A 23,456-nucleotide genomic window follows, 5' to 3' on the forward strand; every position below is an offset into this window, starting at 1 on the left:
CTTGGATTGGGGCTCGAGGAATTGTCGGTGCCTGGCGATACCTTGTTCCTGTACTTCTCGTCCGGTTCAGGGGGTTGCTGTGGGGGTCAGTGCTTTTCGTTTCGGTGGAGATGTGTCGTCGATGTTCGATGGTGCGGATCCGGTCTCATTGACGGATGAGGTGCTCGAGGCGCGGGTGCTGGGATATGCCGCGCAGATCACGGCGCTGACAGCGGATTTCCTCGAACTGGTGGCGGAACTGGATGAGCGGGAGTCGTGGCGGGGGCCCGGGATTCATTCGTTGGCGCACTGGTTGTCGTGGAAGGCCGGCATCGCACCGCGAACGGCGCATAAGCATGTGAGGGTCGCCAAGGCGATACGAGAGTTGCCGGTGATCCGCAAGGCCTTTGGCGAAGGTCGGTTGTCGTATTCGAAGGTCCGGGCGTTGACGCGGGTGGCGACGCCGGAGCGGGATCAGGAGTTGGTGAATCTGGCGTTATCGTGCACGGCGAGCCAGTTGGATCGGGCGGTGCGGGCGATGGGCCAGATCGACCGCAACCGTGGCGTAGAAGAGAGTAAGCCGCCGGTGGAGTCGACCGGTCGGTGGAAATGGAATGCCGACGGGTCGTTGTCGGTGTCATTGCGGTTGAGTCCGTTGGATGGGGCGCGGTTCCTTGCTGGGACGGTGCGGGCGGAATATGAACGCACCCGGACCTGCGATGACCCGGATCTGCCTACCGTTGGGAGTGTTCCGCGGAACACTGAATCCGGTTCAGAGTCAGAGGATTCGGAGGTGGTTCCGGCGCGGCGGCGGGATCTGTGGCGGCAGGTGCCGTCGAATGTGGCGCCGGCGGTGGTGACGATGGCCGACATGGTGCATGGCGGGATCGCGATGCCTGATGTTGCGCCGGGTGCGGAGATCCTCATTCATGCCGGTGAGGGGGTGGAGCAGGCTCATCTCGATGATGGTCCGGCGTTGTCTGAGGAGGAGATGGCCGAGGCTCGGTGCGGCGCGTCGACTCGAGATGTGGTGAGTCGCAGGGTTCCCGGGCAGCCGGGGAAGCTGGCGTTATTGGGTGTGGGGCGTCGTAGGCGTGCGCCGAACAAGGCGTTGGTGCGGGCGCTGTTTGTGCGGGATCGGTGTTGTCAGATGCCGGGGTGTGGTCGGACGCGTCATCTGCATGCTCATCATGTGCGGTGGTGGTCGGTGGGTGGGCGGACGGATCCGGACAATCTGATTTTGTTGTGTGGGTCGTGTCATCGGTCGTTGCATCGGGGTGAGTTCTCGATCACTGCGCATGGGTTGCAGCGGTTTACGTTTCACGGCTCGGGCGGGGTCGAGATCGAGGTGGCTCCGCCGACGGTGAGACCTGCTGGGTGGCGGCCCGATTGGCGGGTGGGTGTGGAGGCGACGGTCCCGATCGGTGGGGGTCGGATGGATCTGGGGTACACCACCGAAGTGCTTTACGCGGTATGGGAATGGAAGGAACGCAATTCTTCCGGTGTCGACCTCGAAAGGTCAGCGGCGTAGCCGGCGATGGTCGACCGGCCGGGTTCGCCAGCAGGCGCGAGCCGGCTGATCAGTCGACCGGGTCCACGGCGCCGGCGAGTTGCCTGCTCACCTCGAATTGCCGGACCAGGAACGCCTTCTCGTCGAGCTTCTTGCGCCGCATCCACGTCGTGACCTCGGAATTGCACTTGCTGGCGTTGCACGAACCACAGCAGGGCACGACGTTGGCGACGGTGTACCGGCCGCCCCGGGAGATGGCGAGCATGCAGTCGCGCTGCAGTGCGACACCGATGGCCCCGCAGTACGCGCACCCACCCCACGCCTCCTGCAGCGCCAGCCACTGGGCGTCGGTGAGGTCGTTGTCGCGTGAGGCGACACGCTTGCGACGTCGCTTCGCGTAGCGATTGGCACGGGTGGTGCTGCGTGGGGCCACGGGAGGAGAGTACCGGTCGAATCACATGTGCCACAGCAGCCACACGGTCGTGCGTGAGTCAGCGGTCGGCGGGATCGGCCAAGAGCAGTCGGCACCACGCATCGAAAAGCCACTGCCTGAAGCGGTCCGCCGACCAGTCGCGATCGGTCACGAGCATCGAGTAGTACTCGGTGGAGTTCATCGTCCAGACGATGTCGGCGATCTCGTCGACGGTCAGGTCTGTCCGAGTGCCGCCCGTTGACGCTAGGTCAATGGCGAGCAATCGCATGTTGTCGGCACGACGGCGAGTGATCTCGTCCCACAGCTCGCGGAGGTTGGGGTCGAGGGCTGCGGCATCGCGCAGTACGAGGAACAGCGGTGCGAGGCGGCCCTGGATGTCGGTGACCGCCTCGGCGTACACGGCCAGCTTGCGACGCGCGTCGGCCTCTGCCTGCATGCGGGCGACGTAGTCGCGCTGTGCACCTGGAACCGGCTGATCGGTGCCGGACAGTGCGAGCTCGATCAGCTCCCGGAACAGGACGGGCTTACGGCCCACCGCGGTGTAGACCGTGTCGGGCACGACACCCGCTCGCCGGGCGATCTCGGCGACGGTGGTCGCGGCATACCCACGTGTCACGAACAGTTCGCGCGCAGCGTCGAGGATGTGCACCCGGGTCCGCGCTGCGGCCGCGCGCCGACGGCTGGCGTCGTACTTGCGGGGACGTTGTTCGGGTAATTGCTCATTGACTGCCTCGGACATCGGACCTAGTCTAGGTGCACGTCAATTGATCCGATACCGAGTCGGATGAAATAAGAGGTGCGCGATGGCATTCTTCGCCTGGACCCAGGACGTCCCGATCAACGCCGAGATGTACGGGGAGATCGCCGACCGGATAGGGGAGACCCCGATGCCGGGGTTACTGGTCCACGTGGCGATCGAGAACGCGGACTCGACCGTGAGCTACCTCGACGTGTGGGAGTCCGAGGAGAGCTGTTACGCGTCCCTCGAGAAGGTGGTCCACCCCGCGGTGCACCCGGTTCTGGAGGCGCAGGGCATCCATCCGCCCGGCGAACCGCCGCGCACGCCGGCCACTGTCCTCGAGGTGCGGTTCGGCGACGGGACGGCGCAGCGCCCGTCGTAGACCCGCGGGTCGGGTGGAGGTGCCACCTCCGAGCTGTGGTGCGGGTCGGGCCGTAGACTGTCCCCCGTGAGTACGGCGATCCGCGACATCTCAGCGACCGGGACCATCCCGACACCGTACGAGGACCTGTTGAGCCTCGTCATGGAGACGGGGACGCCGAAGGCCGACCGCACGGGAACCGGGACACGCAGCCTGTTCGGTCGACAGTTGCGCTACGACCTCGCCGAGGGCTTCCCGCTGATCACCACCAAGAAGGTGCACCTGAAGTCGATCGTCTACGAGTTGCTGTGGTTCCTGCGCGGTGATTCCAACGTGCGGTGGCTGCAGGACCGCGGGGTGAGCATCTGGGACGAATGGGCCGACGAGAACGGTGAACTCGGACCCGTCTACGGGGTGCAGTGGCGGAGCTGGCCGACCCCGTCGGGCGAGCACATCGACCAGATCTCGGCCGCGCTGGAATTGCTCAAGACCAACCCCGATTCGCGCCGGAACATCGTGTCCGCGTGGAACGTGGGGGAGATCCCGCAGATGGCCTTGCCGCCCTGCCATGCGTTCTTCCAGTTCTACGTCGCCGACGGCAAACTGTCGTGCCAGCTGTACCAGCGCAGCGCCGATCTGTTTCTCGGGGTCCCCTTCAACATCGCGTCGTATGCGCTGCTGACCCACATGATGGCCCAGCAGGCGGGCCTCGAGGTCGGCGAGTTCGTGTGGACCGGCGGCGACTGCCACATCTACGACAACCACGTCGACCAGGTCACGCTGCAACTGTCGCGCGAGCCGTATCCGTATCCGAAACTGGAACTGCGCAAGCGGGACTCGATCTTCGACTACGAGTACGACGACATCGCCATCGTCGATTATCAGTCCCACCCCGGGATCAAAGCCCCGGTGGCAGTGTGACGTCCGACCTCGCAGGGGAGGGGTCGCGCCAGGTGCGGCTGGTCTGGGCGCAGGGACGTGGCGGGGCGATCGGCCGGGACAACACGATCCCGTGGCGGGTCCCCGAAGACGTGGCTCGGTTCAAGGAACTGACGGTCGGGCACCCGGTTGTCATGGGCCGCAAGACCTGGGATTCGCTGCCGCCGCGCTTTCGGCCGCTGCCCGGCCGTACCAATGTGGTGGTCACGCGCGACGCGGGATGGTCCGCCGACGGGGCGACGGTCGCGGGGTCGGTCGCCGACGCGCTCGAGCTGGCCGGCGGCGACTATATCGGGGTCATCGGTGGTGGCGAGATCTACCGGCTGGCAATGGAATTCGCCACCGAACTGTGCGTGACAGAGATCGACGTCGAGGTCGACGGTGCCGACGCGCATGCGCCGGAGATCACCGACGACTGGACGGTGGCGGTCCGTGGCGAGTGGCAGACCTCGACGAGCGGGATCTCGTACCGATTCGTCGACTACCGGCGGACCCGGCAGGCCTGATGCCGCCGGATCGTCTCTCGCCGGCTCAGGCGCGCCGAACCGCGCTGGCCGCACAGGGTTTCACCGACCGCCGGCCCGCCGCGGCACCCACCATGGCGCACCTGAAGCGGGTCGTCGGCCGGACCAGGCTCCTGCAGATGGACTCGGTCAACATCGCCGCGCGAGCCCACTACATGCCGCTATACTCCCGGCTCGGCCCCTACGACCCCGATCTGCTGCACCGCGCCGCGTGGCAACCCGGGCGGAGTCAGCGGTTGCTCGTCGAATACTGGGCGCACGAGGCCGCGCTGATCCCGGTGGCCGACTGGCCGCTCTTCCGCTGGCGGATGGACGAATTCGCCGATGGTCGGTATCGGCACACGCGAGACGTGATGCGTCGCAACCGTTCTCTGGTGGGTGACGTCCGGGCGGTGATCGAGGCGGTGGGCGCGACCACGCCCCGCGCCATCGAAGCGGAATTGGGCATCGAACGGGCGCCCGGCGCCGCGGGCAGCTGGTGGCAGCGGGGTGAGGTCAAGCACCTGTGCGAGGCCATGTTCGCCGCAGGTGACCTGTCCGCCGTGCGCAACGGCAACTTCGTGCGCCACTACGACCTCACCGAACGGGTCGTCGGCGCCGACATTCTCGCGCAGCGACCCAGCCGCGCCGAGGCGCACCGTGAACTCGTCAGCCGCGCCGCACAGGCACTCGGAGTCGCGACCGTCGCCGATCTGGCGGACTACTACCGGCTCCGGCCGGCCGACGCGCGACCCGCGGTCGCCGAACTCGTCGAGAGCGGGGCGCTGCGGGAGATCTCCGTGGACGGCTGGCGCGACCCCGCCTGCCTGGCCGCGGGCGCAGCGATGCCGCGACGCGTCGACACCTCGGCCATCCTGTCGCCGTTCGACCCGCTGGTCTTCTTCCGTCCGCGGGCCGAGCGTCTCTTCGACTTCCACTACCGCATCGAGATCTATGTGCCCGAACACAAACGCGTGCACGGCTATTACGTGCTGCCGTACCTGTTGGGCACCGACATCGCGGCGCGCGTGGACCTGAAGGCCGACCGCAAGAACCGCACCCTCCTGGTCCTCGGGGCGTACTGCGAACCGGGGCATCCCCGGGATCTCGTCGCCGAGCGGCTGTCCGCGGATCTGCGGAACTTCGCCGGCTGGCAGGACCTCGACGACGTCGTCGTGGGCGGGCGCGGGGACCTCGCGCCCGACCTGCAACGCCTCGCGCACGGTGGGTGAGTCACGGCGGGTGCTGTGCACCGGTTGATGCAATCCTGGAGATCAGAAGTTCACGACAACGATGGGAGACGAAGAGATGACCGTGTCGTATGAGGGCAACGACTACCGATTGGTGATGTTCGATCTCGACGACACCCTGGCGCCGTCGAAGAGCCCGCTCGACGACAAGATGGTCGAACTCCTGCGTCGCATGCTCGACGTGAGCCTGGGCTGCATCATCTCCGGCGGCAACTTCACCCAGTTCCAGAAGCAGGTGCTCGCGCGGCTGGGCAGTTTCGACAGCGTCGGGAACCTCCACCTCATGCCGACCTGCGGAACCCAGTACGTGCGATGGTCCGGCGACGAGTGGGAGACGGTCTACGCGGAATTCCTCACCGACGACGAGAAGCAGCGCACTCTCGACGTGCTGGAGACCGGCGCTCGGGAACTCGGCCTGTGGGCGAGCGAGACGTGGGGTGACATCCTCGAGGACCGCGGCAGCCAGATCACCTTCAGCGCGCTGGGCCAGAAAGCCCCGGTCGATGCGAAGGCGGCCTGGGACCCCGACGGGGCGAAGAAGGAGTCACTGCGCGCCTACGCTGCCGAGCGACTTCCCGACCTCGAGGTGCGCAGTGGCGGTTCGACGTCGGTGGATGTCACCAAGAAGGGCATCGACAAGGCCTATGGCGCACTGAAGTTGATGGACATCCTCGGACTCGGCACCAGCGACATCCTGTTCTTCGGCGACCGGCTCGACGAAGGCGGCAACGACTACCCGGTCAAGGCCCTCGGGATCACCTCGATCGCGGTCCACGGCTGGCCCGACACCCACGCCAAGCTGTCGGCGCTGCTCGATCAGGTCGACACCGGCAGCTAGACCGCGGGCCCGCCCGCCGGGACGACCCGCTGGGTGCCGCTGGCGACCCGGTAGGACTTCGCGTAGTACTGGCCCGACCGCGGGTTCGTCTTGTCGTGCACGAAATACCAGTCCATCTGGGTGGCCGCCGGGGTCACGGTCAGGACCGAGTAGCCGTGCGCGTCGAACTCGCTCCAGCGCACGTGGTGGTTGGTGGCACCGAAGGCCGAGGACACGGCGACCCCCGCGGTGTTGGCGGGCACGTTCAGCATGTCGTCGATGTTGGTGGACGTGATCGACGTGCCGACCAGTTCGGTCGCGACACTCCCGCCGCCGGGGTAATTCGCCGGGTCGGCCGGGATGTCGCAGGCCCACGACGAGTGGATGTCGCCGGTGATGAACACGACGTTGTCCACACGATCGCGGCGGAGCGATTCCAGCAACCGCCGGCGATCGGCCGCGTAACCGTCCCACTGGTCGGCGTTGTACGGGATACCCTCACGCGGGATGCCCAGCAGTGCGGTGACCGCCCCGGTCGTCTGCGGATCCAGCGGGGGGATCAGCACGGGGGCGATCATCACCGGATTGCCGACGATCTTCCAGCGGGTCTCCGACGACGTGAGTCCGTTGGTCAGCCACGACATCTGCGCGCGGCCGAGGATCGAGCGGGCGGGATCGTCGATGGCCGCCGACCGCGCGCTGACCTGCAGGTCGCGATAGGAGCGCAGATCGAGCATGGACAACTCGAGCAGACGGCCGAAGCGGAGCCTGCGGAACAGATGCCGGCCCGCGGTGTCGACGGCGGGGCGGATCGGCATCCACTCGGCGTAGGCGCGTAGCGCCGCGGTGCGCCGCGCGGCCCAGGACCCCTCGCCCGGTTGGTGATTCTCCGCGCCGCCCGACCACGAGTCGTTCGACGACTCGTGGTCGTCCCAGATGCAGATGAACGGCTGTTCCCGGTGCAATGCGGCCAGATCCGGGTCGGTCTTGTACTGCGCGTGGCGAGTTCGGTAGTCGCGCAACGTGATGATCTCGTGCCGGGGCTCGTGCGCCCGAACGGTTCCGGTCTTGCCGGTGTAGCGGCCGGTCTCGTACTCGTAGAAGTAGTCGCCGAGATGGACAACCGCGTCGAGTGCGGGCTGCGCGGCCAGATGACGGTAGGCGGCGAAGTAACCGGCCTCCCAGTTGGCGCACGAGACGACGCCGAAACGGATCTTCGCGACGTCGGCGCCGGCCGCGGGCGCGGTGCGCGTCCGCCCCACCGGCGACACCGCACCGGCCGCCGGGCCGGACACGACGGTGAAGCGGTAGTGGTACCGGGTCCGCGGGGCCAGGCCGGTGACATCGACCTTCACCGTGTGGTCGGCGTCGGCCGAGGTGCGGGTCTGGCCCGACGCCACTTCAGTCCCGAACCCGGGATCACCGGCGACCTCCCAGCGAACCAGACTCTCCGGTCCGATCCCGGAACCGGGCGTCGCCGCCGGGGTCGGGGTGATGCGGGTCCAGAGGATGACGGCATTCGGAAGAGGGTCGCCCGAAGCGATGCCATGGGCGAAGACGCGCGCGGACGAGGACTCGGGCGACCGCGGTGCCGCGTGGGCGACGACTGCGGGTGCGGCGAGCGCGGTCCCGGTCACGACCGTACCGGTGCGCAGGAAATCGCGTCGTGTCGTCATCGCATCCCACCCCCGGTCGTCGAGCACGCCCCAGGGACTCTACCCGCGGGCACAGCCCGAAGGTGCGGTACGGAGGCGGTGGGGGAGAATCGGGTACCGCAGGGCACGCGGAGGTGTGGCCGTACGTGAGGGACGACAGGAGACATGCGTGTCCGAATTGGTGCCGCTGAAGGTGCAGATGGTGGCGATGACCCAGTTCACCCCGCCGGAGGACGTGCCGTGGAGCACCGACGCCGAGGGTGGTGAGGCGCTCGTCGAGTTCGCCGGTCGGGCGTGCTACCAGAGCTGGGACAAGCCGAACCCGCGCACCGCGACGAATGCCGGCTATCTGCGGCATATCCTCGAGGTCGGGCACCTGTCGCTGCTCGAGCACGCCTCGGTCACCTTCTACATCAGCGGCATCTCGCGGTCGTGCACCCACGAGCTGATCCGGCACCGGCACTTCTCGTACTCGCAACTGTCCCAGCGGTTCGTCCCCGAGCACGACTCGAACGTCGTGGCGCCGCCCGCGATCGTGGGCGATCCCGAACTCGAGGACCTGTTCACCGCGGCGACCGACGCCAGCCGGGCCGCCTACACCGAACTCCTCGCGGCGCTCGAGGCGAAGTTCGCCGACGTCCCCAACGCCATCCTGCGTCGGAAACAGGCACGTCAGGCCGCTCGGTCCGTGCTGCCGAACGCCACCGAGACCAAGATCGTCGTCACCGGCAACCACCGGGCCTGGCGGCACTTCGTCGGCATGCGTGCCACCGAGCACGCCGACGTCGAGATCCGCCAGCTGGCGGTGGAATGCCTACGCCAGCTGATGCGCGTGGCGCCCACCGTGTTCGGTGATTTCGAGATCGGCACCCTGGCCGACGGGACCGAGGTCGCGACCTCACCGTTCGTGCTGGAAGGGTGAGGATCGTCACGGACAGGGAGGCGGTAGCCTTGAGCACCATGAACGCAGTCCAGGAACCGCTGCACGAGCATCCCTTCGGGACGAACGTGGTTGCGATGGTCACCCCCTTCCGCACGGACGGAAGCCTCGATCTGGACAAGGCGGCCGTCCTCGCCGACCACCTGGTCTCCAAGGGCTGTGACGGGCTGGTCGTGTCCGGTACCACCGGCGAGTCGCCGACCACCACGGTGCCGGAGAAGCTCGAGCTGCTCCGGGTCGTCCTCGATGCGGTGGGCGACCGGGCCCGGATCACCCAGGGCGCAGGCAGTTACGACACCGCCGAGAGCGTTCGGTTCGCGATCGAGTCCGAGAAGATCGGCGCCCACGCGCTCCTCGTCGTGACCCCGTACTACTCGAAGCCGCCTCAGGCCGGCCTCCTCGCGCACTTCCGGACCGTCGCCGACGCCACCGCGTTGCCGGTCCTGCTCTACGACATCCCGCCACGGTCGGTCGTCCCGATCATGAACGAGACGATGCTCGCTCTCGCCGAACACCCCAACATCCGCGGGGTCAAGGACGCCAAGGGCGACCTGCACTCGGCGGCCGGTCTGATCGCGAGCACCAGCCTCGAGTACCTCTCCGGTGAGGACGCGCTCAACCTGCCGTGGCTCTCGATCGGTGCCACCGGGTACGTCAGCGTCATCGGTCACCTCGTCCCGGATCGGTTGCGGGACATGCAGATCGCCGTCGAGAAGGGGGATCTGCACGCCGCCCGGGCGATCAACACCTCGATGCTCCCGCTGGTCAACGCCATGGGCCGGCTCGGCGGGGTCACGATGGTCAAGGCGGCACTGCGCATCCTCGGGCTGGAGGTCGGCGACCCGCGCCTGCCGCAGGTGCCCGCGAACCCGGCGCAGATCGAGGAACTGATCGTGGATCTGCGCGCGGCGGGTGTGCTGATCTGATGACCGACAACGACACCACCGGCCCTGACGCCGGCACCGACCGCCCCCGCACCCGACGCCGGGCCGCCGCCCGCAAGGCCGGCCCGCCCAGTCCGCCGCCGGCCGTGGCCACGCCGCCCGCCCCACCCGCCATCTCTGACGCGACCGCCCCGAAGCATGCGGCCAAGCGTCCGGCGAACCCCGCGTCGAACACCCGCCGGCCGCGTCACGAACGCGGTGATGCCCGCGGTGGGCGTCGGACCGAGCCGGCGACCCCGGCCCCCGTCGACCGGTTGGGCACACCCCGACGGCTGCCCAAGGGCGGTCTGCGCGTGGTGGCTCTCGGCGGTATCGGCGAGATCGGCCGCAACATGACCGTCTTCGAGTACAACGGTCGTCTGCTGATCGTCGACTGCGGTGTGCTGTTCCCCGAGGACGCACAGCCGGGTGTGGACCTGATCTTGCCGGACTTCCGCTACATCGAAGACCGCATGGACGACGTCGACGCGGTGATCCTGACCCACGGCCACGAGGACCACATCGGCGCCCTGCCGTTCCTGCTCCGGCTCCGCAGCGACATCCCGGTGATCGGTGCGAAGTTCACGCTCGCCCTGGTCGAGGCCAAGTGTCGCGAGCATCGCCTGCGGCCCAAGCTCGTCGAGGTCGTCGAAGGTCAGAAGACCTCGCACGGCCCGTTCGAGTGCGAGTACTTCGCGGTCAACCACTCGATTCCCGACGCGCTCGCGGTGGCGATCCGGACCCCCGCCGGCGTGGTGCTGCACACCGGCGACATCAAGCTCGACCAGCTCCCGCTCGACGGCCGCCTGACCGACCTCGCCGGTTTCAGCCGACTCGGTGACGAGGGCGTCGACCTGTTCCTGGTGGACTCGACCAATGCGGAGGTGCCGGGCTTCGTCACTCCCGAACGCCAGATCGGCGGGGTTCTCGACCAGGTCATCGGCAAGGCCAAGCAGCGCGTCATCGTGGCGTCGTTCGCCAGCCACGTCCATCGCATCCAGCAGATCATCGACGTCGCCCACACCCACAACAGGCGGGTGACCTTCGTCGGCCGTTCGATGGTGCGCAACATGCAGATCGCGCAGGACCTCGGTTACCTCTCGGTCCCCGACGGCGTCGTCGTCGACCTCGACACCGCCGCGAGCCTGCCGGACCATCGCGTCGTGCTGATCTCCACCGGTTCGCAGGGTGAGCCGCTGTCGGCGCTCTCGCGGATGGCACGCGGCGAGCACCGGCAGATCAACATCCGGGCCGACGACCTCGTCGTGCTGGCGTCCTCGCTCATCCCGGGCAACGAGAACTCGGTGTTCGCCGTCGTCAACGGTCTCGCCAAGCGCGGCGCGACCGTCATCACCCAGCAGAGCGCGAAGGTCCACGTCTCGGGCCACGCGTCGGCCGGCGAGCTCCTCTACCTCTACAACGCGGTGCGCCCCTCGAATGCGATGCCCGTGCACGGCGAATGGCGGCACCTGCGTGCTAACGCCGCACTCGCGGTCGCGACCGGTGTGCCCGAGGACCGGGTGGTCCTCGCCGAGGACGGCGTCGTGGTCGACCTCGTCGACGGTCGGGCCGACATCGTCGGACGGGTTCCGGTCGGGCACGTCTACGTCGACGGCCTCTCGGTCGGCGACGTGGGGGAGTCGACGCTCTCCGAACGCCTCGTGTTGGGTGAGGGCGGCTTCATCGCCATCACGGTGGCCGTGGACGTGGCGACGGGCCGGGCAGTGAGCACGCCCGAGGTCTCCGGCCGCGGATTCTCCGATGACCCCGACGCGCTCAAGGAGGCGGCGAACATCGTCAACCAGACGCTCGATTCGTTGGCCGCCGAGGGCGTCTCCGACACGCATCGGATCGCCCAGGGGATCCGGCGAGCGGTCGGGCGCTGGGTGTCGACCGCCTACCGTCGCCGGCCGATGATCGTGCCCACGGTCATCGCGGTGGGGGACTGACCGGCGCCAAGGAACGAATTCCCGGTGATGTCGCTACCGTGGTCGTGTGACCGGTGCACAGAACGAAAGAGCAGCCCTCGTCGAGACCCTCGCGAAGGTGGGTCCCGACGCGCCCACCCTGTGTGAGGGTTGGACCACCCGCGACCTCCTGGCCCATCTCGTCGTCCGCGAGCGACGACCCGACACCGGCCCGGGCATCCTCATCCCCGCCTTCGCCGGCCACACCGAGAAAGTGCGGGTCCAGGCGACGTCGAAGGACTGGGATGAGCAACTCGCGCTGCTGGCGTCGGGGCCACCGGTCTTCTCGCCGTTCAAACTGGTCGACCGATTCGCCAATCTGGCCGAGATGTTCGTCCACCACGAGGACGTCCTGCGCGGCGGCGCCGATCCCGACGGCCCCTGGACCCCGCGGGCGCTGACCCCGGAACTCGAGGCGGAGCTGCGCACTCCGGCGAAGTCGATGGGCAAGATGACGCTCAAGAAGGTCCCGGCCCGGGTGACGCTGCGTACCCCCGACGGTGAGGACCTCGTCACCGCGGGATCGGGCGAGGAGGTCGTCGTCACCGGCCGGATCGGTGAGCTGGTGCTCTTCGCGTTCGGTCGTTCCCCCGTCGACGTCACCTTCACCGGCGACGACTCGGCGATCTCAGGTGTCCGAGCGAGTTCCCGGGGTCTGTAAAGCGGTCACAACTTCGACACGTACCCCGTTGTCCGTGTTGCCCGTGTGACTGATGTGATCGCCGCCCACTAGTCTGTCCGTATGGCTTCGAAGGCAAGCACGGGTACGCGCGCGTCCTCTTCGCGCGGCGCCGCCGGCTCCACACGCGGCGGTTCCGCACGCGGTGGCTCGACGCGCGGGAGTTCGACCTCGGGGAATCCGACCGCCGGCCGGCGCTCGACGAGCGGTTCGAAGGGTGGCGCCTCGAGGAGCGGCAAGTCCACCGGCAAGCCGAAGAGCGGCGGTACCACGAGGTCGAAGGCCGGGGCCTCGCGAGGCGGCTCCCGCTCCACTGCACGATCGGCGCCCGCCGAGTCGGTGGACCTGCATCGCCGGTCGGTCGCCGCGGCCGGGGCGTCCGCGGTCGGCAAGGGCATCGGCGCCGGGTGGTCGCTGTTCGCGCGCGGAGTCGGAAGTGCCGCACGGGCGGGTTCGGGCGTCGGGCGCGGGCCGCGCACGGATGTGGTCGGGGAGTTCGACGACGGCGACGACGCGGACTTCGATGCGGACCTGTTCGACGACGACGCCGGGGTGGACGAGCGTGGTCGGCCCCGCGCCGGCGGTCACACCCATCGACGTGACGGAATCGCGCTCGGACTCCTGGCCTTCGGCCTGCTCGTCGGTGCCAGCGTCTGGTTCGGCGCGGCCGGCCCGGTGGGCGCCTTCATCGAAGCCCTCATCCGTGCGGTGATCGGCACCGCGGCGGTGGTCGTGCCGGTCGGTCTGCTCGCGCTGGCCGTCGTCCTGATGCGACGCCCGGCTGCTCCGGAGCGACGCGGTCGCTACCTGGCGGGCGGATTCCTCGTGGTCCTGCCGCTGCTGGGTCTGATGCACCTCGTCGCCGGGGCGCCGGTTGATCTCCCGGGCCGTTCCGAGGCCGCCGGGTTCGTCGGTTTCGCCGTCGGCACACCGTTGACGGCGGGTGTCACCGCCTGGGTGTCCGTCCCGATCTTGTTGCTGTGCATGGCATTCGGCGTGCTCATCCTCAGTGGACGAACCGTCCGCGAGGTGGTGGACGCCGCCGCGGGCTACCTCGGTCTCGGGGTGGGGCGCGCCGACGACGCGCCCTGGGACGACGACGAGTGGGACGCGGAGGCGTGGGACACCGACGCCGAGAACTACGAGGATCCCGACTTCGGCGATCCGGCCGGCGGCGATGCGGACGCCGAGTCGGACCGCTGGGATTCCGACGCCCTCGCATCGCGGTCCCGGCGCCGCCCGTACTCGTCGAACCCGTACGACAACTACCCGCCGGACTCGACGCCCGCGCGGACCTCGGGACGAACGGCGCGGCGCAAGCCCACCGACGTCGCCGACGCCGCACCGCTCGAGGAGGCCGTCACCGAGAATTTCGCGGATGCCCCCGGTGGAGTCACCGATCAGGTCACCGAGGTGATCGCACCGAGCCCCCGTACCCGTACCACCCCCGCCCGGCGGGCGACCGCGCGGCCGGCACCGCGCCCAGCACCCGAACCGGAACCCCAGCCCGACCCCGCGGACGAGAGTGCGGACGACGAGGCGTTCATCCCGTCGGACCCGACGGGCGACGGGGACTATCGACTGCCGCCGCCTGATCTGCTCCTCGAGGGCGATCCGCCCAAGATGGGCAGCAGCGCCAACGACGACATGATCGACCGGATGACCGGGGTGCTCGAGCAGTTCAAGATCGATGCCGCGGTGACCGGATACACCCGCGGCCCGACCGTCACGCGCTACGAGATCGAACTCGGCCCGGGCGTGAAGGTCGAGAAGATCACTGCGCTGCAGCGCAACATCGCCTACGCCGCGGCGACGGACAACGTCCGCCTGCTCGCGCCCATCCCCGGCAAGTCCGCGGTCGGCATCGAGGTCCCCAACTCCGACCGCGAGATGGTCCGCCTCGCCGATGTGCTGAACTCGCCGTCGACCCGAAAAGACAAGCATCCGTTGGTGATCGGCCTCGGCAAGGACATCGAGGGTGATTTCGTCAGCGCGAACCTGGCGAAGATGCCGCACCTGCTCGTCGCCGGTTCGACCGGTTCGGGCAAGTCGAGCTTCGTCAACTCGATGCTCGTCTCGCTGCTCAGCCGGGCGACCCCGGAGCAGGTGCGGATGATCCTCATCGACCCGAAGATGGTCGAGCTCACCCCATACGAGGGGATCCCGCACCTCATCACGCCGATCATCACCCAGCCCAAGAAGGCCGCCGCGGCCCTGGCGTGGCTCGTCGAGGAGATGGAGCAGCGCTACCAGGACATGAAGGCCTCGCGCGTGCGTCACATCGACGACTTCAACTCGAAGGTCCGGTCCGGTGACATCACCGCCCCGCTGGGCAGCGAACGCGTCTACAAGCCGTACCCGTACATCCTGGCCATCGTCGACGAGCTCGCCGACCTGATGATGACCGCGCCGCGCGACGTCGAGGACGCCATCGTGCGGATCACCCAGAAGGCGCGCGCCGCCGGTATCCACCTGGTGCTCGCGACGCAGCGCCCGTCGGTCGACGTGGTCACCGGTCTGATCAAGACCAACGTGCCGTCGCGGCTGGCGTTCGCGACGTCGTCGCTGACCGACTCACGCGTCATCCTGGACCAGCCGGGTGCGGAGAAGCTGATCGGCATGGGCGACGGGTTGTTCCTGCCGATGGGCGCCAACAAGCCGATCCGCATGCAGGGCGCCTACATCACCGACGAGGAGATCGCGGCGGTCGTCGACTTCTCCAAGGAGCAGGCCGAGCCGGAGTACACCGAGGGCGTCACCGCGGCGAAGGCCGGCGACAAGAAGGACATCGACAGCGACATCGGCAACGACCTCGACGATCTCCTGCAGGCCATCGAACTGGTCGTGTCGAGTCAGTTCGGCTCGACGTCGATGCTGCAGCGCAAGCTGCGGGTCGGTTTCGCGAAGGCCGGCCGGCTGATGGACCTGATGGAGACGCGTGGAGTGGTCGGACCCAGCGAGGGATCGAAGGCGCGGGAGGTGCTCGTCAAGCCCGACGATCTCGCCGGCGTGATCGCCTCCATCACCGGCGGGGACGGCGAAACGGACAGTTCCGACACCTGACGCATTCGCCTGACCAGCGGTTTCTGCGCGTCACCGGCGGTTTGTATATGGTGGCCGAAGATCCATGAGGGGAGTATCCCCAAAGCGGCGTCTCCGTCAATACGGTCACGACCCCCGACGATGCCGATCATCGTCGCGGCCGGGACCCGGAGCGTCGGCCCCCGTTCGGTGGGAGAGACCTCTGGCTCGTCAGCTCATGCTGCCTGCTGGAGGTATGGAATGGATGTGTCGCTGTCCGTATGGCTGATCACCTGTGCGGTGATCCTCGGACTGTTCGTGTTCGACTTCTTCACCCACGTGCGCGTGCCCCACGCGCCGTCGCTGAAGGAGTCGGGCATCTGGTCGGCGGTCTACATCGGCTTCGCCGTCATCTTCGGTCTCTTCGTCTGGTGGAACTGGGGTTCCACCTTCGGCGGTGAGTACTTCGCCGGGTACGTCACCGAGAAGGCCCTCTCGGTGGACAACCTGTTCGTCTTCGTCATCATCATGGCGAAGTTCGCGGTGCCCAAGGAGTACCAGCAGAAGGTCCTGCTGCTGGGCATCCTGATGGCCCTGGTCATGCGCGGCATCTTCATCGCCGTCGGCGCCGCCGCGATCAACGCCTACAGCTGGGTGTTCTATCTGTTCGGCGCGTTCCTGATCTTCACCGCCGTCAAGCTGCTCCGCGAGAGCGACGACCCGGTCGAGCACGAGGAGGAGCGCGAGACGCGCCTCGAGCGCTTTGTGAAGCGCTACCTGCGCACGCATGACTCGTACGACCGCGACAAGCTGTTCACCCGCGTCAACGGCAAGCGCCTCGCGACCCCGATGCTGATGGTCCTCATCGTCATCGGCTTCACCGACGTCCTGTTCGCGCTCGACTCGATCCCGGCGATCTACGGACTCACGTCCGAGCCCTACCTCGTCTTCACCGCCAACGCGTTCGCGCTGATGGGTCTGCGTCAGCTGTTCTTCCTCATCGGTGGACTGCTCGATCGTCTCGTCTACCTGTCCATCGGCCTGTCGATCATCCTCGCGTTCATCGGCGTCAAGTTGGTGCTGCACGCCCTGCACGAGAACACCCTGGGATTCATCAACGGCGGCGAGCACGTGGCGGTCCCCGAGATCTCGACGGCCCTGTCGTTGTCGGTGATCCTCGGTGTCCTGGTGATCACGACGGTGGCCAGCCTGATCAAGAGCCGTGGGATGGCCAAGACGCCGGAGGTCGAGTCCGCCGGTGATCCGACCGGCTCCGACACCCCGGCGCCGAAGACCAAGGACCTCTGACCGGTCGGTCCGTCCCGGATCGACGGGTGGACGCGGGTCAGGCCGGGAACGGCCCGAACACCTGCGTCCACTCGTCGATGCGGATGGCGTCCACTGCCTGATGGGCCTGGAACGGATCATTGGCGAGGAACGCCTCGGCCGCCTCGAGGTCGGCGGCGCGGATGACGATGAGTGCGCCCGAACCGTCGGGGTACGGGCCGGCGATCAACACGTTCCCGGCCGAGTGTTCCTCGGCGAGCCACTCACGATGCAGTGGCCGGTGCTGATCCCGCAGGGCGGCCTTGGCGGGACGGTAGGTGTACTGCACTGCGAAGAACGGCATGGTCACTCCTGCTCGATGGTTGCCAGCATCCGGGTGTTGCCCAGGGTGTTGGGTTTGACATAGCTGAGGTCGAGAAATTCCGCGACGCCGGTGTCGTACGACCGGCACATCTCCTCGAAGACCTCCCGCGTGACGGGGGTGCCCTGGATCTCGGCGAATCCGTGGCGTGCGAAGAAGGTCGTCTCGAAGGTGAGCACGAAGACGCGCGAGAGCTGCAGCTCCCGCGCGACCGCCATGAGCCGGTCGACGAGCAGGTGGCCGATGCCCCGCCCGGCGTGCGCGTTGTCGACGGCGACGGTGCGGACCTCGCCGAGGTCGGCCCAGAGCACGTGCAGCGCACCGCAACCGACGACCACCCCGTCGATGTCGGCGACCCAGAACTCCTGGACGGACTCGTAGAGCGTGACGAGATTCTTCTCGAGCAGGATCTTGCCGGCGTACTGATCGATCAGTTCTTTGATCCGCGGGACGTCGGAGGTGCGCGCACGACGGACGACGACGTGTTCGGCGGGGGGCATGGGAATCCACTTTAGTCCTGTCCGGCGCGCGCGCCGTCCACGCCGGCGCGGCGCGCAGGACCGACCTGTTCACCACGTTCACCGGGCCTGCCGATACCCTGATGGGCGTGTACATGAGGACTGCCCCGAACTGCGGCATGACGCCGCGATCGGGGACGAGCTCATGACCGACCGGATCAGGCGGGCCGTCGACGAGAAGGGCATCGCCAACGTCGGCCGCGGGCCCGATCACATCACCGACCCGGTCGACCCGGTGCCGGTGGTCAACATCGCGAACGCGCTCACCGTCTTCCGCATCGTCCTGGTCCCGGTGTTCCTCGTGGCGTTGTTCATGGAGTCCGGTGAGTCGACGCTGTGGCGCGCGATCGCGACGATCGTCTTCGGTGTCGCGGCGCTGACCGACCGCTACGACGGGATGATCGCCCGGCAGCGTGGCCTGATCACCGACTTCGGGAAGCTCGCCGACCCGATCGCGGACAAGGCGCTGATCGGCGGTGCGCTCGTCGGCCTGTCGATCCTCGGCATCCTGCCGTGGTGGGTGACCGTGGTGATCGTCGCCCGCGAGGTGTGGGTGACCGCGCTGCGTTTCTGGGTGTTGCGGCACAAGGTCATCCCGGCCAGCCGGGGCGGCAAGCTGAAGACGCTGCTGCAGGCGCTCGCCATCGGCCTCTACCTGCTCCCGCTGGGCGGTCCGTGGCAGGTCGCCGCCGACATCCTCATGGGACTCGCGGTGGTGGTGACGATCTACACCGGGCTGGACTACACCTGGCAGGCCATCAAGGTCCGGTCCGATCGCGATGATCCGGAACCGCAACCGTCGGCAGCGCGACGACGTGCTGTGGGAGGAACCGGCGGCGGCCGCTGAGTTCGACTATCGTCGACCAGACGGTGCTTCGGTGACCCCACCGGTCGGTCTGCGGGAACTCGTCGACGCCGCGAAGCGTTGGCTAGGGCAGCAGACGCGCCACCGTCAGGTGTGCGTGGCGAGAAGGTCAGTAGGGAGGAGACTCGATGGCGATGCTCTTACGCGAGGCGCTCGGCGACAGCCTGCGTCGGGTCCGCACGCAACAGGGCCGAACCCTCCGCGAGGTGTCCACCGGAGCGCGGGTGAGTCTGGGGTACCTCTCGGAAGTCGAGCGCGGGCAGAAGGAGGCGTCGAGCGAACTGCTCGCCGCGATCTGCGATGCGCTCGACGTGGAGATCGCCGACCTCCTCCTCGAGGTCGGGAGCGCCATGCGTCCGGCCGGTGCCGAACCGGTCGTGGTCGGCGCCGAGCCGATGGGCGACACCGCCGGTGTGGATGCCGCAGACGCCGGCCTGACCGCGACCAAGGTCGTCATCCCCGCGCCCACCGGGCGGCGTGATGCGACGGCTCTGGCCGCTGCCTGATCCCCGGTTCCGCCGAAGGACGCCGTGTGTACGGTCCGACGGGCGCCGGTTTGCACCATCCGAACGACACCGAATCACCCGGGACTCACAGACGCTAGATTGGTCACCAGAGTTCTCAGACCCCGGAATGGAGTACGACGAGCATGGCGAACCCGTTCGTGAAGTTGTGGCGCTACCTCACAGCACTCGGCAACGCGAAGATCGACGAGCACGCAGACCCGAAGGTCCAGATCCAGCAGGCCATCGAAGACGCCCAGCGCCAGCACCAGGCGTTGTCGCAGCAGGCGGCCTCGGTGATCGGCAACCAGCGCCAGCTCGAGATGAAGCTGAACCGGCAGCTCGAGGACATCGAACGGTTGCAGGCCAACACGCGTCAGGCCCTGACCCTGGCCGACCAGGCCGCCGCGGCGGGTGACACCCAGAAGTCGACCGAGTACACCAATGCCGCCGAGGCGTTCGCGGCGCAACTCGTGACCGCCGAGCAGAGCGTGGAGGATCTCAAGTCCCTGCACGATCAGTCGCTGCAGGCCGCCGATCAGGCCAAGAAGGCCGTCGAGCGCAACGCGATGATCCTGCAGCAGAAGCTGTCCGAGCGGTCGAAGCTGCTCAGCCAGCTCGAGCAGGCCAAGATGCAGGAACAGGTCTCGGCCTCGCTCAACCAGATGAGCGAACTGTCGGTCCCCGGCAACACGCCGAGCCTGGATCAGGTCCGCGACAAGATCGAACGCCGCTACGCCAACGCGCTCGGTTCGGCCGAACTGGCCAAGAACTCCGTCCAGGGCCGCATGCAGGAGGTCGAGCAGGCCGGCGTCCAGATGGCCGGTCACTCTCGCCTCGAGCAGATCCGCGCCAGCATGCGCGGCGACGCGCTGCCCTCGGGCGGTGCCACCGCACCCGGCCTGCAGAAGCCCGCGACCCAGGCCGCGCCGCCGACCACCGAACCGCCCCAGCAGAATTGACGCGGTCGAGCTGACGCGTCCGGAAGGCGGTCGCGACGTGCCCGTCCGCGTCGCGATCGTCGCGGGTTCCGACGCCGGGCACGCTTTTCCGGCCTTCGCGCTCGCCGAACGATTTCGCGCGGCCGGTGACGATCCGATCGTGTTCACCTCCCTGGGGTGGTCGGACGCCGCGCGTCGCCGGGGGATCGAGATCGCCGAACTGCCCGGATTGCGTGCCGAGGACTCCGACGACGACACCGACGCAGGGGCCAAGCTGAGCGCACGTGCCGCCCGGATGGCCCGGCAACTCGTCGGGCCGATGCAGTCGGCCGGTACCGAACTCGTCATCTCCGATGTCATCACGGTGGGCGGTGGCTGGGCTGCCCAGCTGGGTGGCCTTCCGTGGCTCGAGCTGTCCCCGCATCCGCTGTACCGGCCGTCCCGGGGATTGCCGCCGATCGGTTCCGGACTCGAGCCGGGCCGTGGCTTCGGGGGTCGGCTGCGCGACACACTGATGCGGGCGGCCACCGCGTCGTCGATCCGACAGGGCGTGCTGCAGCGTGAGGTCGCCCGACGCTCGATCGGTCTGGGCGCAGCCGATGCGGAGCCATCAGCGCGCCTGATCGCCACCCTGCCCGGGCTCGAGGTCCCGCGACCGGACTGGCCGGCGGCCGCGCATCTCGTCGGGCCCCTGGTGTGGGAGCCGACCGACGAGCTCTTCGCCGTGCCGGCCGGGGACGATCCGCTCGTCGTCGTCGCACCGTCGACGGCCGAGACCGGTGCCGCCGACATGCTCGGCGCGGCCCTCCACGCGCTGTCGCCCGCCTCGCTGGGCAGGACGGTTCGAGTGGTGGTCTCCGGGCTGCGGTACCCGGCCGACGCCGACCTCGCGAGATTCGACGGCCGACTGATCACCGTCGGAGCTGGCCGGCAGGACGAGGTGCTCACCCACGCTGATCTGCTGATCTGCGGTTCCGGGCACGGCATCCTCGCCAAGGCGATGACGGCATCGGTGCCGGTGGTCGCGGTGCCCGGCGGGGGAGACCAGTGGGAGCTCGCCACGCGCATCCGGCGTGCCGGCGCAGGCCGCGTCGTCCGCCCGGTCACCTCGGTCGCCGTCGCCGAGGCCGTGCGCGCGGTGCTCGACGATCCGGCGTACGCCCGAGCCGCGGGCGCGATCGGGGAGTCGGTGACCGACGTCGTCGACCCGGTGGCGGTGGCGCATCGGGTCCTGGCGTCGTCCCCTAGGCTGGACCCGTGCGTCTGACCGAGTTCACCGAGCTGATGACCGCCGAATTCGGTGTGCCCTCGGCGGATTCGATCCTGTCCGATCACATCCTGATCGATGTCGGCGGCCGTACCGGCGCCCAGGCGATCGACGACGGGGTCGACCCGCGCGACGTCTGGGTCGCGATCTGTCGCGACTTCGACGTGCCGCGCCACCGCTGGTGACACGCGACCGCGTGTCGCACTTGCCATCGAACAGGTGTTCGTCCATCCTGGTGCCCAGAGGTGAAACCAGACGGAACCACACGGGCCGCGTCTGCGTCTGAAGAGTTGTCGGACCCACCGGCTACCTTTCATCACATGAACGCCCGGACCGCACAGACCGCCCGCCGGAAATCCGGCTCACAACCGAGGAGAACTCCCATGGCACCTGCGCCCCAAGACCGCGAGAAGGCTCTCGACCTCGCCCTCGCGCAGATCGACAAGAACTTCGGCAAGGGCTCGGTGATGCGGCTCGGCGAGGAGACCCGTCAGCCGATCGAGATCATCCCCACCGGGTCGATCGCGCTCGACGTCGCCCTCGGCATCGGCGGGCTGCCCCGCGGCCGCGTCGTGGAGATCTACGGCCCGGAGTCGTCGGGTAAGACGACCGTCGCCCTGCACGCGGTCGCCAATGCCCAGGCGCAGGGCGGCATCGCCGCGTTCATCGACGCCGAGCATGCACTCGATCCCGACTACGCCGCCAAGCTCGGTGTCGACACCGACGCGCTCCTGGTGTCCCAGCCCGACACCGGTGAGCAGGCTCTCGAGATCGCGGACATGCTGATCCGGTCGGGCGCTCTCGACATCCTGGTCATCGACTCGGTGGCCGCGCTGGTCCCCAAGGCCGAGATCGAGGGCGAGATGGGCGACAGCCATGTCGGTCTGCAGGCCCGTCTGATGAGCCAGGCGCTGCGCAAGATGACCTCGGCACTGAGCCAGTCGAAGACCACCGCGATCTTCATCAACCAGCTGCGCGAGAAGATCGGCGTCATGTTCGGTTCGCCCGAGACCACCACGGGCGGTAAGGCGTTGAAGTTCTACTCCTCGGTGCGTCTCGACGTCCGTCGGATCGAGACCCTGAAGGACGGAACAGACGCGGTCGGTAACCGGACGCGCGTCAAGGTCGTGAAGAACAAGGTCGCACCGCCGTTCAAGCAGGCCGAGTTCGACATCCTCTACGGCCAGGGCATCAGCAAGGAGGGTTCGCTGATCGACATGGGCGTGGCGGAGGGCTTCATCCGCAAGTCCGGCTCGTGGTTCACCTACGAGGGCGATCAGCTCGGTCAGGGCAAGGAGAACGCCCGTAAGTTCCTCCTCGAGAACGTCGACATCCGCGACGAGATCGAGAAGAAGATCAAGGAGAAGCTGGGCATCGGTGCCACGGTCGACGCCGACGACATCGCCCCGGCCCCGGTCGAATTCTGAGGTAGTTCTTGAGCGAGGCATCGGACCCCGAGCAGACGCGCAGGCGGCGGGACAGTGATCCCGACCGCAAGGGACCCAGCGCATGGGACTCGGGGTTGCGGCTGCTCGGGGTCCGTGCGCGTTCTCGGCAAGAGATGCGGGATCGGCTGACGCGCAAGGGTTTCGAACCCGAGGTGGTCGACGAGGTGATGGCACGCCTGGAACAGCACAAGCTGCTCGACGACGAAGAGTTCGCGTCCGAGTGGGTGCGGTCCCGGCACCTCAATTCCGGTAAGGGACGCGTGGCGCTACGGCATGAATTGCGCACCAAGGGCGTCGACGAGTCGATCATCTCCGAGGCGCTGGCCGATATCGACCCCGACGACGAACGAGAGATCGCGTCCGGTCTGGTGGCCCGCAAACTCACACCCTCGGTCGTCGACCGTATCGGCGATGATCGCGCCGAGCGTGACAAGGCGATGCGTCGCCTCGTCGGGATGCTGGTGCGGCGCGGGTATTCCCAGTCCCTCGCCTTCGAGGTCGTGGGTGAGGCGCTCAGTGCGCTTCGCAGCGGCTGAGCGCCTCACCTCGT

24 protein-coding genes are annotated in these 23,456 nt (G+C 68.1%); 19 read left to right on the top strand and 5 right to left on the bottom strand.

Going from position 1 to position 23,456, the window contains the following annotated elements; translation table 11 throughout:
- The first annotated feature begins 121 nt into the window (after positions 1–121).
- Complete coding sequence (locus BCM27_RS11250) at positions 122–1,510, top strand: HNH endonuclease (protein WP_004021876.1); 1,389 nt, start codon at positions 122–124, stop codon at positions 1,508–1,510.
- A 49-nt stretch (positions 1,511–1,559) separates the two neighbouring features.
- Here BCM27_RS11250 and BCM27_RS11255 read toward each other — a convergent pair whose 3' ends face one another.
- Positions 1,560–1,922: an HNH endonuclease gene (locus tag BCM27_RS11255; RefSeq protein ID WP_004021875.1), complete on the bottom strand. Its 363-nt coding sequence runs from the start codon at positions 1,920–1,922 to the stop codon at positions 1,560–1,562.
- Between the two features lie 58 nt (positions 1,923–1,980).
- Positions 1,981–2,661, bottom strand: coding sequence for a TetR/AcrR family transcriptional regulator (locus tag BCM27_RS11260; RefSeq protein WP_004021874.1), 681 nt, complete (start codon positions 2,659–2,661; stop codon positions 1,981–1,983).
- Between the two features lie 64 nt (positions 2,662–2,725).
- Here BCM27_RS11260 and BCM27_RS11265 point away from each other — a divergent pair, with 64 nt between their 5' ends.
- The 5 genes from BCM27_RS11265 (at position 2,726) to BCM27_RS11285 (ending at position 6,552) form a co-directional block, all read left to right on the top strand.
- Positions 2,726–3,043, top strand: a complete 318-nt coding sequence (locus BCM27_RS11265; protein ID WP_004021873.1) for a hypothetical protein — start codon at positions 2,726–2,728, stop codon at positions 3,041–3,043.
- A gap of 66 nt (positions 3,044–3,109) precedes the next feature.
- Positions 3,110–3,943 carry a thymidylate synthase gene (locus BCM27_RS11270; RefSeq protein ID WP_004021872.1) on the top strand — a complete coding sequence of 278 codons (834 nt, stop codon included), beginning with the start codon at positions 3,110–3,112 and terminating at the stop codon, positions 3,941–3,943.
- A complete protein-coding gene (locus BCM27_RS11275) occupies positions 3,940–4,467 on the top strand; it encodes a dihydrofolate reductase (RefSeq protein ID WP_004021871.1) in 528 nt (175 codons plus the stop codon). Before BCM27_RS11270 ends, BCM27_RS11275 begins: the two co-directional genes overlap by 4 nt.
- Positions 4,467–5,696: a winged helix-turn-helix domain-containing protein gene (locus BCM27_RS11280; protein ID WP_004021870.1), complete on the top strand. Its 1,230-nt coding sequence runs from the start codon at positions 4,467–4,469 to the stop codon at positions 5,694–5,696. The genes BCM27_RS11275 and BCM27_RS11280 overlap by 1 nt, the downstream gene beginning before the upstream one ends.
- A gap of 76 nt (positions 5,697–5,772) precedes the next feature.
- Positions 5,773–6,552 carry an HAD-IIB family hydrolase gene (locus BCM27_RS11285; RefSeq protein WP_033203553.1) on the top strand — a complete coding sequence of 260 codons (780 nt, stop codon included), beginning with the start codon at positions 5,773–5,775 and terminating at the stop codon, positions 6,550–6,552.
- Here BCM27_RS11285 and BCM27_RS11290 read toward each other — a convergent pair.
- The gene (locus tag BCM27_RS11290; protein ID WP_004021868.1) at positions 6,549–8,207 is read right to left on the bottom strand and encodes an alkaline phosphatase D family protein; all 1,659 of its coding nucleotides are present in this window, start codon (positions 8,205–8,207) and stop codon (positions 6,549–6,551) included. The two genes, BCM27_RS11285 and BCM27_RS11290, sit on opposite strands and share 4 nt — an antisense overlap.
- 148 nt (positions 8,208–8,355) lie before the next feature.
- On the opposite strand from BCM27_RS11290, the gene thyX reads away from it, so the two are divergent.
- The 6 genes from thyX (at position 8,356) to BCM27_RS11325 (ending at position 17,024) form a co-directional block, all read left to right on the top strand.
- A complete protein-coding gene (gene thyX, locus BCM27_RS11295) occupies positions 8,356–9,108 on the top strand; it encodes an FAD-dependent thymidylate synthase (RefSeq protein WP_004021867.1) in 753 nt (250 codons plus the stop codon).
- Between the two features lie 38 nt (positions 9,109–9,146).
- Positions 9,147–10,052, top strand: a complete 906-nt coding sequence (gene dapA / locus BCM27_RS11300; RefSeq protein ID WP_033203462.1) for a 4-hydroxy-tetrahydrodipicolinate synthase — start codon at positions 9,147–9,149, stop codon at positions 10,050–10,052.
- A complete protein-coding gene (locus BCM27_RS11305) occupies positions 10,052–11,998 on the top strand; it encodes a ribonuclease J (RefSeq protein WP_004021865.1) in 1,947 nt (648 codons plus the stop codon). The genes dapA and BCM27_RS11305 overlap by 1 nt, the downstream gene beginning before the upstream one ends.
- A 46-nt stretch (positions 11,999–12,044) precedes the next feature.
- On the top strand, positions 12,045–12,677 hold the full coding sequence (locus BCM27_RS11310; RefSeq protein ID WP_004021864.1) for a TIGR03085 family metal-binding protein: 633 nt from the start codon (positions 12,045–12,047) through the stop codon (positions 12,675–12,677).
- 81 nt (positions 12,678–12,758) lie between these two features.
- Positions 12,759–15,758 (top strand): FtsK/SpoIIIE family DNA translocase, encoded by a 3,000-nt coding sequence (locus BCM27_RS11320; protein WP_110117415.1) that lies wholly within the window; start codon positions 12,759–12,761, stop codon positions 15,756–15,758.
- A gap of 219 nt (positions 15,759–15,977) precedes the next feature.
- Positions 15,978–17,024, top strand: coding sequence for a TerC family protein (locus BCM27_RS11325; protein ID WP_004021861.1), 1,047 nt, complete (start codon positions 15,978–15,980; stop codon positions 17,022–17,024).
- A gap of 37 nt (positions 17,025–17,061) precedes the next feature.
- On the opposite strand, the gene BCM27_RS11330 is transcribed toward BCM27_RS11325, so the two are convergent.
- Together BCM27_RS11330 and BCM27_RS11335 are read right to left on the bottom strand one after the other, a co-directional pair.
- On the bottom strand, positions 17,062–17,346 hold the full coding sequence (locus BCM27_RS11330; RefSeq protein WP_004021860.1) for a YciI family protein: 285 nt from the start codon (positions 17,344–17,346) through the stop codon (positions 17,062–17,064).
- 2 nt (positions 17,347–17,348) lie between these two features.
- The gene (locus tag BCM27_RS11335) at positions 17,349–17,864 is read right to left on the bottom strand and encodes an amino-acid N-acetyltransferase (protein WP_004021859.1); all 516 of its coding nucleotides are present in this window, start codon (positions 17,862–17,864) and stop codon (positions 17,349–17,351) included.
- Positions 17,865–18,027: 163 nt separating this feature from the next.
- On the opposite strand from BCM27_RS11335, the gene pgsA reads away from it, so the two are divergent.
- From pgsA to BCM27_RS11370, 7 genes are all read left to right on the top strand, one after another.
- Positions 18,028–18,729, top strand: coding sequence for a CDP-diacylglycerol--glycerol-3-phosphate 3-phosphatidyltransferase (gene pgsA / locus BCM27_RS11340; protein WP_004021858.1), 702 nt, complete (start codon positions 18,028–18,030; stop codon positions 18,727–18,729).
- Positions 18,730–18,875: 146 nt separating this feature from the next.
- On the top strand, positions 18,876–19,253 hold the full coding sequence (locus tag BCM27_RS11345; RefSeq protein WP_004021857.1) for a helix-turn-helix domain-containing protein: 378 nt from the start codon (positions 18,876–18,878) through the stop codon (positions 19,251–19,253).
- Between the two features lie 143 nt (positions 19,254–19,396).
- Entirely contained in the window at positions 19,397–20,212 is an 816-nt protein-coding gene (gene pspA / locus BCM27_RS11350; RefSeq protein ID WP_033203461.1) for a phage shock protein PspA, read from the top strand.
- A 37-nt stretch (positions 20,213–20,249) separates the two neighbouring features.
- A complete protein-coding gene (locus tag BCM27_RS11355) occupies positions 20,250–21,458 on the top strand; it encodes a glycosyltransferase (RefSeq protein ID WP_004022861.1) in 1,209 nt (402 codons plus the stop codon).
- Positions 21,449–21,643 (top strand): DUF3046 domain-containing protein, encoded by a 195-nt coding sequence (locus BCM27_RS11360; protein WP_004022862.1) that lies wholly within the window; start codon positions 21,449–21,451, stop codon positions 21,641–21,643. The genes BCM27_RS11355 and BCM27_RS11360 overlap by 10 nt, the downstream gene beginning before the upstream one ends.
- A gap of 198 nt (positions 21,644–21,841) precedes the next feature.
- Positions 21,842–22,885: a recombinase RecA gene (recA, locus tag BCM27_RS11365; protein WP_004022863.1), complete on the top strand. Its 1,044-nt coding sequence runs from the start codon at positions 21,842–21,844 to the stop codon at positions 22,883–22,885.
- Between the two features lie 8 nt (positions 22,886–22,893).
- Positions 22,894–23,442 carry a regulatory protein RecX gene (locus BCM27_RS11370; RefSeq protein WP_004022864.1) on the top strand — a complete coding sequence of 183 codons (549 nt, stop codon included), beginning with the start codon at positions 22,894–22,896 and terminating at the stop codon, positions 23,440–23,442.
- Positions 23,443–23,456: the final 14 nt, after the last annotated feature.

The organism is Gordonia terrae (assembly GCF_001698225.1).
GTDB lineage: Bacteria > Actinomycetota > Actinomycetes > Mycobacteriales > Mycobacteriaceae > Gordonia > Gordonia terrae.